We start from the raw sequence: 12,451 nt of genomic DNA on the forward strand, positions 1-12,451 counted from the left end.
CAAAGTTCCAACTGTGTAGACTGTTTTGAAAAGAAAATACCAGGAGATAGAAAACCCATGCAGGATCTGATCAAGCTGGATTTCGTAGATTTAGCTGTTGCTGTCGGATTGATGGCGATCGCCATTGGTGTATCTGCCTGGGAAAAATTAGGGCTAGAGCTAAATTTAGCCTTTGCTACTGGGAGAACCATCTTACAACTTCTTGTATTGGGATACATTTTAGATTTCATCTTGGCTTTAGACAATGCTTGGGCAGTTTTGGCGCTATTAGCAATAATGCTGACAATTACGGCGATTGTCGCACGAAATCGCATCAGCCAAAAAATTCCTCATCTGTTGCCTTTGGTGTGGGGTGCAATTTTAATTAGTACCGTCCTGACAGTGCTTTACACCAACTTCTTGATCATCCAACCAGAAAGATGGTATGAGCCACAGTATATAATTCCCTTGGCAGGGATAGTTTTAGGTAATGCTACTAATGCAGCTGCGATCGCAGGCGATCGCCTTGTCAGCACCATTAATTCCAGCCATCTCGAAATCGAAACCCACTTGAGTTTAGGTGCTACTCCAGAGCAAGCAGTTAGCCAGTACCGCAAAGATAGTATCAGAGCGGCATTGATTCCCACTCTCAATCAAATGATACTTATAGGGATGGTCGCAATACCAGGAATTACCACCGGACAGTTACTAGCTGGTGTGAAACCTCTAGATGCTGTCTCTTACGAAATTTTGATTATGTTCATGGTGGCTTTTGCTAACTTATTGACAACAGTTTTAGTCACAAAAGGATTGTGTCGTCAATTTTTCAATTCTGCCGCGCAGTTGGTGAGGTGAAGAGTTAATCTACATCCAAGAATATTTCATCATCTTGCCCTGGCAGATCAAGAGCAATCAACAGTGCTTGGTTCAATTGTGCTATAAATCAATACGGTTGGGTTAAGCAAAGCGCAACCCAACAAACCCCGTAAAAAGTTGGGTTTCGTTCCTCAAACGCCACGTGCTACAAGTCGGCATAGCCGCCCAACGCAGTGGCTCCCCAACCTACAATTTTTTTCGCAACAATTTAGTCTTGCCACGCCACTACAAAATTACCCTCATACTGCCTTAAAATACAGATTTGAGTACAGCGATCGCTCGAACCCACAACATAATACTAGTAGGCGCTCCAATTAGAATACCAGCGATCGCCCAACCTCTCTGATGCGCTTTGAATTGTTCAATACTGTTCCACCGTCTACTTTTCCAAGCCCATTCATTGCCTTTTGCACCGAATGCGATCGCCAGAAACAATGAAAATTTTGGGATAAAACAGAACACTCCACACCAGACTTGATTCGACCACATCCACAACCAAGGCATGAGAAATGCGCCCCAATTCCAACCGAGAATTTCCTCTGGGACTGTTTCATTGTGATTATTTATCCCACATCCAGAATTGTTGATTATTTCTTTTAGCGGCAAAAGCTGACTCTTGTTTGCAGATTTGATAGCCAAACGAGATTTGAGAACATTCAGCGCTTCGCGGGCATCAGTAAATCGTTGTTCTGGAGCAGGTTCTATCAACTTTTGTAGCCAATTGATAAAACTGGGACTCAAGTTAACTCGGTCTGCAAATTGCAACCGCAAATCCTGCTGGGGTAAATCACAAGGGGAAGTTCCTGTTAACAAATGAATCAGAGTCGCACCCAGTGCATAGAGGTCTGAAGCAGCAACTGCTCGACCACCAAATTGTTCCATTGGGGCATAACCATAAGTACCGACAACGGTAAAAGTAACGCCCTCTCTTGCCGCTTTATCCTGAACTGCACCAAAATCAACTAAATAAATCCGATTATCTTCGCCCCAAATTAAATTACTCGGTTTAATATCTCTATGCAACACGCCTGGATTTAACTCATGTAGATAGATGAGAATATTTAAAACCTCAACAGCAATTTTTCTAGCTTGTTTTTCACTAAAACCTTTCGCCAATAGCAAGTTTTTCCTTGAGTGACTCACCAGGGATATATTCTTGGATTAAGGCAAACCAAAGTGTGCGATCGTCGATACAAAAATAATCTATATATCGAGGGATGCGGGGATGATTTAGCTGTTTAAGTATTTGTGCTTCCCTCTCAAAAAGTTTCAAGTCATCCCACTGGACAGTACCGCCAAAGGCTAAAAGTTTGACTACAACGGTGGAATTTTCGCCATCAGAGGCTTGTAAATCCAATGCTAGCCAAGTTTGACGAATTCCATTGTTGCCGAGTTGGCGTTGGATTTGATAACGATCTTGTAATATCTGTTCTGCTTGCAGCATCTGACACCTGCTGACAATTTACTCTGATTCCCTTATATTCAAGGATAGTCATTATCTACAGAAATTGTGGGAGCCTGATAATTTTTTGACCAAAGAGTAGCTAAACCGTGAGAAAACTTAGAACACTCGATGAATTTGAAGAAGAATACTTTCGCAAGCACCCAGAACAAATCGACGATTATTTAACCGAGATATTTCAGGAATACACAGAAAACAATGATTACGGCACGTTGTTGGCATCCTTGCGCGTCGTTGCCGGTGTATGGTAAATTAGTGATATAGGCGTTTTTGCTGATTCTACAGATAATTTTTGCGATAGTAAGCTTGATATTGGGCAGACAGTAAAGGTTCCCACCAATCACGATGATTGAGATACCATTCAACTGTTAAACGCAAACCCTCAGCAATTGTTACTGAAGGTGTCCAACCAAGTTGAGTTTTAATTTTGTTCGCATTAATTGCATATCTCCGGTCATGTCCCTGTCTATCCTTAACAAAAGTAATCAACTGCTCTGCTGGACGCACTGGTAAATCAGGTGCTAATTCATCCATCATTTGACACAAAAGTTGGACGAGGTTAATATTTTCCACCTCGTTATTGCCACCAATGTTATACGTTTCCCCTGGTTGACCGTGATTGATTACCACATCTAAAGCACGGCAATGATCGCCTACATAAAGCCAATCCCGTACATTTTTACCATCACCATAAACAGGTAATGGCTTACCTATCAAAGTGTTGATGCACATCAAGGGAATTAGCTTTTCGGGGAACTGATAAGGGCCGTAATTATTAGAGCAATTTGTGATAATGGTTGGAAGTTCATAAGTATGATAATAAGCACGGACTAAATGATCGCTACCGGCTTTTGAGGCTGAATAGGGACTATTGGGAGCGTAAGGTGTAGTTTCACAAAAAGCTGCATCATCTGCGCCCAAGCTACCGTAAACTTCATCTGTAGAAACGTGTAGGAAACGATAATCAGATGGCTTGTCTTTTGCTTCCCAATGTTGTCGAAAAGCTTCTAGCAGGGTGAAAGTTCCCACTACATTAGTTTGTACAAAAGCAGCCGGCCCAAGAATTGAACGATCAACATGAGATTCAGCAGCAAAATGGGCGATGGTATCAATATTTTCGGTTGAAAATAACTCATCTATGATGGTGCGATCGCAAATATCCCCTTCTACAAACCGAAAATTCTCTCTTCCCTCAACCAGCGCCAAATTGAGACGATTTCCCGCGTAGGTAAGCGCATCCAACACCACCACCTGATCATCTGGATAAACCTGACACCAGTGATGCACAAAATTCGCCCCAATAAACCCTGCACCCCCAGTAACTAATAACCGCCGACTCATTCTATTTCCTCTCTTCTCTCTGTGATCTCTGCGCCTCTGCGGTAGCCTACGGCAAGCCTCTACGCGTCTACGTTTCTATTACTTAAAATATTTCTTCCTCAGCTTCCCATATATCCTCTGAGCAAGTAATTTCGCCATCCGTATTTTCGTCAAACTCTTAATATTAGATGGCTGCTGAATCTTGTGATCAAAAAACTCATTTAACTCATCCAGAATAACTTGGAAACGCTTAATAATATTTTCAGTCCGATATTCAGCCAAAAACCCTTCAGACAAACTAAAAGCTACTGAAGAATCAATCACTTTGAGAACACGTTGGACATCATATTCTTGAGAATATCCAGCAATCTTATAGCAATTAAATCCAGGATCTAAGTAATCAGCTAGTCCACCATTGACACTAGAAAATACTTGACAACCGCAGGCAAGAGCTTCCATTGGTTGTAAACCAAATCCTTCGCTAACACGCTGTTGCGCCCAGTACTCAGCCGAATCATATAGGTAAACCTTAGCTCGGTTGAATAGTCCAGGTAAATCCTCTATGTATGAATCGACAACCAATACTTTACAACGTTTTTGCAACGCTGGAATCAATTCTCTCATTAAATATTCAGAAGACTTGCGAGCCTGAACTAAAACATCAATATCCCGTTCCTGCTCTAAATTTTGAAATTCATCAGAAATTTGATTGGGCAAATAATAAATCAAAGAATTGGGTGATTTTTCTCCCCAGTATCCCATTGTGTAACGGCTAACAGTGATAATCGGAATACTCGCAGGTAGTCTAAATGGATAACCTGCACTGTGTGCATGGTAAACCACATTGTATTGCTTAAGTTTAGCCACGAGTTGAGCTACATCAAATCCCCAACTGATGACAAAAATTACATCATTTAAATTTTTCTCTTTTAGCAAATCATCAAGAAAAAGTTTATCTTTTTCCCGTTGACGGTAAGTTACAACATCAGCACTACAAAACTGCTGAACCAGATTAAGGGCTTTTAACTCAGCCCAAAGACCACCACAAGCAAATTTGCCATCTGTACCGGGGAGTAAGAAGTAAAGTTTTCTCATAATTTTTTTATCGGAGTGGGAAATGGTAAAGCAGGGGTAGATGAAGGGGCAATATCTTCTTCATCCTCCTCATTCGTCTTATTCCTACTCTTGCCAGGCCACTTTAACAAAATGTGCCTCACGCCCCCAAACGTCGCGTGTACGGGTAATATTCTCAATTGCTAGGTTAAAAGGAATTGCAGTTGTTAGATAACGCTGTGCCACAGAACCTAAATCAGGTGCAAGTTCTGCGGCTGTTGTGCTGCTAACCCCAAACCTATAAGTTGCTCAATTGGTCGAAATGGTAACAACAGATGTACACCCACAGCTAGTCCAGCTGTTAAGAGCATCGCTACTGATAAATTTGTGCCACAACGAGGATGTACAGCCAAATCCCATTCTCCACTAGTGATGCGATGTCGAGCAAGTGCGATCGCACGCCGCAAATCACTAATATTTACCTCACCATAGAGGTAGAATCCTTGCTCGGTTGACAAACCGCCTAATAGCTCATCATCTAGTTGAACGTTAGTGGCTTCTCCTGTGGCAGGATAGGCACTTTTTGATTCGCTAAGAACCCAAACAGTGGCATGCTCTAAAGCGTGAACCTGCCGCAGCATCAAAATTTCTTTCAACCCTGGAATAAACGATAGCTGTCTGAGTAAGTCGGCATCTTGTGTGGGTTGCGGAAAGTCTGAAAATCGACCTTCAAGACTCGGAACTTTCTCAGATACAGGTGACGTAAAACCAAAGTTAAAAAATTCAAAGGGAGACGAAGTACCTTGAGAAGAAGCGGAAGTATTCATTGGAACACTGCTCCCAAAGCTGATGGGGTAATATAGATTTCTTTCAAATGTAACGCTTGCACCACTGGATTGTTGCTAATTTTTGTAGATGATTGTTGAGTTGGGGCATTGGGCATTGGGTATGGGGCATTGTAGATGCTTCTCCCCAGTCCCCAATCCCCAGTCCCCAAATAAATTCTGAATTTTGAGTTTCCGAGTCCGAGGGTCAGCTGGCTCCACTAACATAAACTCCGGCTGAGTGAAGGACTCGGAACTTTTGGTAGAGTGTTCGCACTGAAAACTTAGGCGTGAAAAGGGGAACAATCAGTAAACCTCAAAATTGGCTTACCATACCAGGACAGAGCAATTACGTTGCTAATAGTAAATTGCTTATTCGATCTGGTTAGGCAGAGTACAGCAATTGACATCATTCAAACAGACTTTGCCCCACTGTAAAGCCCAGCGGACAAGGGCTACCCGATTTTCTGTCTCAGTTTTGGTAAGAATATTACTGATATGGTTATCAACTGTACGCTTGCTAATCTCCAGTTTTCCTGCAATCTCTTGGTTAGTTAAGCCAGCGGCTACTAAGTCGATAATTTGCAGTTCTCTGTCTGACAGACTAACGGGGGTCTCAGACTTGCCACCAGCCATGACTATTTCTATCCTCCCTTGGTATATGTACTTAATCGCTCTTTCTAATTCTAGAAGATTCTTTTCTTGGTAGGGGTTTCAAGTGTTGGCAGTAATGTGATTGTCAATATTTTCTTTGGATTTCAAGTTGGCATCAATAATAAACTATCCAGTGTTTAAAGTAGTAAATATAGCTCAATATAACAAATGTGTCGTCTAAGCACTTAGCTAAAGTCAGCAAAAATTAGAAGCATACATATTATATAAGTAGTAAAAAATGCCATTTAATTCTATGAAGGACTGGCGACAGATAAGCAGAAATTGCTGTAGATTTTATACTGTAAATTCCTAATTCCAAATCGAAATCTAAAACTGAAAATGAGATGAGCAATCCTCGTGTTTTATGCCTTGGTGAAATTTTGTTTGATTGTTTAGCCGATCAATTAGGGCTAAAGCTGGAAGAAGTGAAATCTTGGACTCCCTATCCAGGAGGGGCACCAGCTAACGTAGCCTGTGCTTTAGTCAAGCTAGGTACCTCAGCAGGATTTATCGGAGCCGTTGGCGAAGATGAACCAGGGAATGAATTGGTCAAGCTATTACAAGATGTAGGTGTAGAGACGACGGGAGTACAACGCCATCCCACAGCACCAACGCGGCAAGTTTATGTTACACGAGATATGGCTGGCGATCGCACCTTCGCCGGATTTGGTCAGTATGATACCGCAGAATTTGCCGATACTCACCTGCAAGCAAAACAATTGCCAAGTTCGCTCTTTCAAGAGGCAGATTTTCTGGTTTTGGGTACTTTGGAATTAGCTTATCCTGAAAGTGAAAAAGCAATTCACCGCGCTCTAGAGTTAGCAGAAAATTACGACTTGAAGATTGTGCTGGATGTCAACTGGCGTCCTGTATTTTGGGATGAGCCAAATATCGCCCATCAAAAAATTCCAGAATTATTTAAGCGAGTTGATTTCCTTAAACTTTCCAAAGAAGAAGCTGAATGGCTATTTGAAACCGCAGACCCCGGAGCCATCACTTATCGTCTAGCTTCAATTGAAGGAGTATTAGTGACAGATGGAGAAAACGGTTGTACCTATTGTCTGGGTGAAAACGAAGGCAAATTACCCTCGTTTTCCATCCCTGTTGTTGATACAACTGGTGCAGGAGATAGCTTTTTGGCAGGATTCATCCATCAATTGAGTCAGCACGGCATTCACAGCTTGCGGGATGCAGAAACAGCAAAACGTATTGTCACTTATGCCAGTGCTGTTGGAGCGTTGACTACCATTAAAGCAGGTGCGATCGCTTCTCAACCGACTGCTGCTGAAGTCGAAGCTTTTCTCGCCACACATCAACTCTAGGAATTAACATAAGCCACTGGGATATCAGCCACCACAGGCTGATACTTCCGGCTAGAAAATGGACGAAAATCGTCATCCCATTCTGCTTATTAAATAGTTTTAAAACCCTAAGAGAAACACTTTTGCACTGGGTGTAAATGCTTCAGCCAGAAGCAAGGAACATAATATTTTTGCATACGCCCTCTGGGAAATTTAGTTTGGAGCCGTTATTAAGCTTCAGAAAATAATATATTAATTTTTAATACAATAAATTAGTTTTATAAATATCAATTTTATTTAGTTTTATCATAGGTCTAACAGAAGTTATTGGCAACCTTTGATAATGATTCAAGGTTAGTCGCTTTAGGGCATGAAGCACAGGGGAAAAAGTTTAAACATTTTGCCTGTAGTCGTGAAACTTGTCGCAAAAACTCAGATTCAACTTTAAGACGAGATTGTAATGCATAGGTTCTGCAACCTTTGCACCGCAAAAAATGATAGAGTTTTATTTCTTAAACCTTCTGACTTTAAAGAGCAGAGGAAGAGAAAGACATTTTCATACTTGGCGGTGAAACTTATTTCATTGGGACTGTCTTCTGGCTTAACTAGCACGTCATTGATCTCCAAAATCTGACAATAAAAATTTTAATAGAAATATTGGGGCTGTATACATGACTTCCAGCATTCCAAAAGATATCAAAATACATACTCCTTTAGTAGGAGATGTGAATAATAAAAGTCGAATTACTTACCAAGCGAGTCGCACAGCGATCGCTGGATTCAATGGAATCGTAATGGCAGAGGCAGAGGCTTATATCAATGGGCTAAAAATCCCCGATCCTCTGCTTAAAATCCTTTTAAATCTATCTATCCAAATCAGTTACAAGTATTTTCCTTCTCTTTTAGTTCCCTATGAATGGCTGTTACAAGAAAGCGATCGCCTTGCAGAAGGATCACACGAATTAATGAAGGTTCAATACAACCTACCAGAAGAAATGTTCAGTCTGATGTTGAAAGAGACAGAACTTTTATATCCCAAATACAGTATGGCTTTATGGGAGAAAGGAGCATCTAACCTTGAGCAAGCTCAAATGGATATGCTCGACGATTTAATTGCAAAAGCAGGCATTGAAGATGGAGACGAAATTTTAGATTTGGGATGCGGTTGGGGTTCTGCATCAAATTACATTCTTTCCCGGTTTCCGCGTGTGAAAGTAACGGCTGTTAATTTGAGCCATCAACAATGCGAATATATACGGAAGAAAATGCTAGATCCTAGGAGTTACCTTAGTTCAGATAGATTCACTCTATATGAAGAAGACTTTAATGATATTAATTTGGAGACTAAGTTTGATAAAATTATGACGATTGGGGTGTTTGAACATGTAGGTAATTTAACAAAATCATTCTCAAAGCTGGCTTCTATCCTCAAAGATGATGGTAAGGTTTTAATTCACATTATCACAACCAAACTACCTTACAATATAAGCCATCCTTTTATCAATAAATATATTTTCCCCAATATGCGGGTGTGGAATTATGATGTTATATCAAAGATTAATACAGACCTAAAAACCATTAATCAATGGTATTTAAATGGTGCTAATTACTCAAATACCCTCAGAAATTGGTTGATAAATTTTGATCAAAATCAAGCAAAAATCAAAGATTTAAATTATGGCATGAACTATGGCAAGTTCTGCCGGATGTGGAGACTTTATTTGCTCTTGTGCATAATGTATTTTGACGGTTGTAATGGTGAGATTCTTGGTAACGGTCAATATTTGTTAGGGAAGTCCTAATAATTTAGCGATCGCCTAATCTATCGAGAGCAATCCTCCGCTCCTTAACTTGCTGCCATAGAGTATCAACAGTTACAAACTCATAACCTTGTTGTAGCAGTTGCGGAATGAGAATTTTAATTGTGGCAGCAACATCTTCTCCACCGCAAGTACCATCATGCAAAACAATTATTGAACCATTTTTGACCTGCTGCATAATTCGCTGTACCACGGTGGTGACACCTGGACGCACCCAGTCTTCTGGTACAACGCTCCACATAACTGGGCGGTAATTCCACTGAAAAAACAATTTTAAAGTAGCAGGTGTAAATAAACCATTGGGGGGACGGACATCTCGCACTTGTTCAGGTTGCAGGTTGCAGGCATTGTAAATGGCAGCTTGGGTTTTTTCTAAACTATCCTTCAAGTCATTTGGGGAAAGTATGGGAAAAGAGCGATGATCGTAACCATGCAATCCGATCCAGTGTCCGCGATCGCTAACGGCTTTGGCAATGTCTGGTGAACGGTTAACGCAAACACCCAACCAAAAAAAACTTGCTGTAATGTTGTAATGGTCTAACACTGCCAAGACTTCGGGTGTGTATTGAGGATGAGGCCCATCATCGAATGTGAGTGCGATCGCTTTAGTATGAGAATTTCCAGCCCAAAGGCAGTTGGGAAAACTGGGCCGGAGAATGCTGTAAAAAATTGGAAACAGGGGAGCTAGTTGCATTTTGCGTTTATCTGCTGACAACTTTTTGTAGGTGTTGCTTGCGAAACTGCGACACCGAATAGCCCGTCGTAGACATCGCACCGCATATATACAATGCCTCAATATTTTAGCCAAATTATCAGAACACGAAACTTCGTGCTTATAACTTGAAATCTTAAGCAATATCAAGAAAATTGTAGCGACTGTCTTAAAAGTCAAGCGATCGTTAGCAAAAAACCGTGACTCTAAACATTGACGTGGATTAATTAACAGTTCTGTTTCTAATCCTCCTGTTGCCTCTAAGACGATGAGTTTGATTAAAACTCCATCCCTATTGAAATTGAAAGATGCTTACAAAGACCTTTATCAAAGCAGAATTCAGGAGTCAGGAGCCAGAATGGGCTAAACGCCCCGCTATCGCTAACAGAATTGAATTCTGTGCGAGTGGCGAATGAATAAAGGGCGTTTTTGCACCCCCGCTAAATTAAAAATTTAGTGGTCTACAATTAGTGGCGGGTCTGAATCCCTCACTTTCTTGTTCTGACTCCTGAATTCTGACTTCTGGATTCTTCTTCAAAAAAACCTCTCTCAGAAGCAAAGAGAGGTTTTGAAACTAACTTTTCTACCCGCCTATAGTCCGCGTATAAATTACCTGACTTTGGGAGTCATAGAGGAAAAGGGACAGGTTGGCATTGTCACCAATTACAGCTAAGGCTTCCCGTAAGATTTGCAAGTGATTGGTAACATCAACGGCAGTATCCGAATTCTCCGAATAAGGATTAGCCGAGTTATTTTGCCTTATTTTGTCATACTCAGGTGTTAATCGGACAATAATTCCTGCATCGTCAATGCTAAAGGTGCAAATCCGAATTACATTAATACAGGTTTTATCTAAATCAGTGCGGGTTTGTTGTAAAGTACTAACAACTTGTAGTTTTTCTTGTGCTTGTTTGAGCGCAGTTGAATAGGGTTCGATGAGAGACTGAGCCTGAGTATAGTACAAGCTATCTTGGCGAACTTTTTTAACCGTTTGTAAAGCCTGATCCCAATATGTTGCTGCTGCTTGCCATTGGTTTTGCTGTTCATATACTTTGGCTTGCTTGGCAATGGTAAGGGCTTGTTGATAGGTTTTAACAGCTAATCCTTCTTTAGTCGTGCGATCGCGTGCTAATACAAACTTAGGTTTATAATCTACCAAAAGCTTTTGGGCATCTTGGTATGCAACGCTAGTCCGGGGAATAGTATTCAAGGCATTAATTACCACCAGCCAAGTAGACTGCACTTTTTGCCAGTCATTTATGGATTTAGCAGTAGCTTCTCGCTTCTCGCCTGCAACGGCTACAGCTTTTGCTGCTGTTAGTTTTTTCAGCCATTTTTCCTCCGTAAATATTTGCTGATTTACAGCATGCAAACGGACACGGAAATTAAGTAATTTACCCTGTGCCAATCCATAAAGTTCACTACTAGAACTTATAGTTTCTAGTGGCGCTATAGCCTGTCGCCACAAGTGTTGCCTAGCTTGTAATTCCTCTAGACTATACGCAGGAGTTTGAACTTTTTGTGTCGCTAAAGATGCCGTCTGCAAAGCTTTGACCACTCGGCTGATTTTTTCTGACCGTCCAGACAAACTTGCTTTTATTTCTTCAGACGCCTGATAATGCGGCGACCAACTAGGAATTACATTCAAGGCTGTACTGGTTGCCGCAAGTTTCTGTTGTACAGCTACTAATTCTTTTTCAGACCTAGCACGACGTATCAATTGCGGAGATTTTATTTTTAATTGCTCGGCATTTTGTATTTCTTTACACTCAGACATTACACAAGGGCGAGTTAATAAGTAAGCACCACAACTTAAAACTAGAGTTCCCACCAAGGCTATAACCAGTAGGATCGGTTTGACTTGAAATCCTGGCTTTGATGCCGACAAATTCGGCACATCTGCAAACGGATCAAACGCTTCCTCTTGATCAGTCTCATCGATTAACGGAGAATATGTCAGAGATGATGAGGGGGATAAGTAGGATATTGCTTCCTCATCTCCCCATTCTCCCATTCCCCCATCCCCCCATCCTGCCGTCTGCTTCAATGTCACGAAACATTTGGCATAAGGGAGTTGTTCACCAAAAACTCTGAGGAAACATTGCACCCTCTGCTCTTTTGGGGGTGCTAGAGACTGAAGTACTTCCTCAATAACTGCAAAAATTAGTTGAGGATCAACTATTACATCTGATGCATGTTGGGTTAAAATCATCAGCTCGTCTTTATTGACGGCACACTTAACCTCGAAGATTTCAGCCGTTGAAACTTCTACAAGTAATTGCTCCTGCAAAGTTTTGCCTAAAAGCTGTAAATCTTCCTGCTGGACTGCTACTTTCATAGAGCTTTCCCGCTGAATTTCTATATTGTTTTGATTATTTTTAAGAGGATGAAATGAACTTTCTCGGTTTATTGAATGCAAATGCACAGTTTAACCAATCACAGCCTAAAAA

Annotated in this window: 9 protein-coding genes and 2 pseudogenes; 4 read left to right on the top strand and 7 right to left on the bottom strand. The window is 41.1% G+C overall.

The window, feature by feature from the left end:
• The first annotated feature begins 57 nt into the window (after window positions 1–57).
• Window positions 58–834 (top strand): ABC transporter permease, encoded by a 777-nt coding sequence (locus tag ANSO36C_RS30220; RefSeq protein WP_251957764.1) that lies wholly within the window; start codon window positions 58–60, stop codon window positions 832–834.
• 270 nt (window positions 835–1,104) lie between these two features.
• Here the strand turns inward: ANSO36C_RS30220 and ANSO36C_RS30225 are convergent.
• Window positions 1,105–2,299, bottom strand: a pseudogene (locus ANSO36C_RS30225) (serine/threonine protein kinase).
• 107 nt (window positions 2,300–2,406) lie between these two features.
• Between ANSO36C_RS30225 and ANSO36C_RS30230 the strand changes: the two are divergent.
• Window positions 2,407–2,568, top strand: coding sequence for a hypothetical protein (locus ANSO36C_RS30230; protein WP_251957765.1), 162 nt, complete (start codon window positions 2,407–2,409; stop codon window positions 2,566–2,568).
• 28 nt (window positions 2,569–2,596) lie between these two features.
• Here ANSO36C_RS30230 and rfbB read toward each other — a convergent pair whose 3' ends face one another.
• The 4 genes and pseudogenes from rfbB to pedR form a co-directional block, all read right to left on the bottom strand.
• The gene (rfbB, locus tag ANSO36C_RS30235) at window positions 2,597–3,658 is read right to left on the bottom strand and encodes a dTDP-glucose 4,6-dehydratase (protein ID WP_251957766.1); all 1,062 of its coding nucleotides are present in this window, start codon (window positions 3,656–3,658) and stop codon (window positions 2,597–2,599) included.
• Window positions 3,659–3,736: 78 nt separating this feature from the next.
• Window positions 3,737–4,732, bottom strand: coding sequence for a glycosyltransferase (locus ANSO36C_RS30240; protein WP_251957767.1), 996 nt, complete (start codon window positions 4,730–4,732; stop codon window positions 3,737–3,739).
• An 84-nt stretch (window positions 4,733–4,816) separates the two neighbouring features.
• A pseudogene (locus ANSO36C_RS30245) lies at window positions 4,817–5,517 on the bottom strand (DUF6391 domain-containing protein).
• Between the two features lie 369 nt (window positions 5,518–5,886).
• Window positions 5,887–6,150 (bottom strand): photosynthetic electron transport-dependent transcriptional regulator PedR, encoded by a 264-nt coding sequence (gene pedR, locus ANSO36C_RS30250; RefSeq protein ID WP_069073632.1) that lies wholly within the window; start codon window positions 6,148–6,150, stop codon window positions 5,887–5,889.
• Window positions 6,151–6,512: 362 nt separating this feature from the next.
• Here pedR and ANSO36C_RS30255 point away from each other — a divergent pair, with 362 nt between their 5' ends.
• Entirely contained in the window at window positions 6,513–7,490 is a 978-nt protein-coding gene (locus tag ANSO36C_RS30255) for a carbohydrate kinase family protein (protein WP_251957768.1), read from the top strand.
• A gap of 650 nt (window positions 7,491–8,140) precedes the next feature.
• Entirely contained in the window at window positions 8,141–9,271 is a 1,131-nt protein-coding gene (locus ANSO36C_RS30260; protein WP_251957769.1) for a class I SAM-dependent methyltransferase, read from the top strand.
• A 4-nt stretch (window positions 9,272–9,275) separates the two neighbouring features.
• On the opposite strand, the gene ANSO36C_RS30265 is transcribed toward ANSO36C_RS30260, so the two are convergent.
• Entirely contained in the window at window positions 9,276–9,983 is a 708-nt protein-coding gene (locus ANSO36C_RS30265; RefSeq protein WP_251957770.1) for a polysaccharide deacetylase family protein, read from the bottom strand.
• A 601-nt stretch (window positions 9,984–10,584) separates the two neighbouring features.
• Window positions 10,585–12,339, bottom strand: coding sequence for a hypothetical protein (locus tag ANSO36C_RS30270; RefSeq protein ID WP_251957771.1), 1,755 nt, complete (start codon window positions 12,337–12,339; stop codon window positions 10,585–10,587).
• Between the last annotated feature and the right edge of the window lie 112 nt (window positions 12,340–12,451).

The organism is Nostoc cf. commune SO-36, assembly GCF_023734775.1.
GTDB lineage: Bacteria > Cyanobacteriota > Cyanobacteriia > Cyanobacteriales > Nostocaceae > Nostoc > Nostoc commune_A.

Bases quoted from the DNA above. Each gene is read 5' to 3' on its own strand.
- rfbB (WP_251957766.1), bottom strand. From the start codon at position 3,658: ATGAGTCGGCGGTTATTAGTTACTGGGGGTGCAGGGTTTATTGGGGCG.
- ANSO36C_RS30220 (WP_251957764.1), top strand. From the start codon at position 58: ATGCAGGATCTGATCAAGCTGGATTTCGTAGATTTAGCTGTTGCTGTC.
- ANSO36C_RS30260 (WP_251957769.1), top strand. From the start codon at position 8,141: ATGACTTCCAGCATTCCAAAAGATATCAAAATACATACTCCTTTAGTA.
- pedR (WP_069073632.1), bottom strand. From the start codon at position 6,150: ATGGCTGGTGGCAAGTCTGAGACCCCCGTTAGTCTGTCAGACAGAGAA.
- ANSO36C_RS30255 (WP_251957768.1), top strand. From the start codon at position 6,513: ATGAGCAATCCTCGTGTTTTATGCCTTGGTGAAATTTTGTTTGATTGT.
- ANSO36C_RS30270 (WP_251957771.1), bottom strand. From the start codon at position 12,339: ATGAAAGTAGCAGTCCAGCAGGAAGATTTACAGCTTTTAGGCAAAACT.
- ANSO36C_RS30265 (WP_251957770.1), bottom strand. From the start codon at position 9,983: ATGCAACTAGCTCCCCTGTTTCCAATTTTTTACAGCATTCTCCGGCCC.
- ANSO36C_RS30240 (WP_251957767.1), bottom strand. From the start codon at position 4,732: ATGAGAAAACTTTACTTCTTACTCCCCGGTACAGATGGCAAATTTGCT.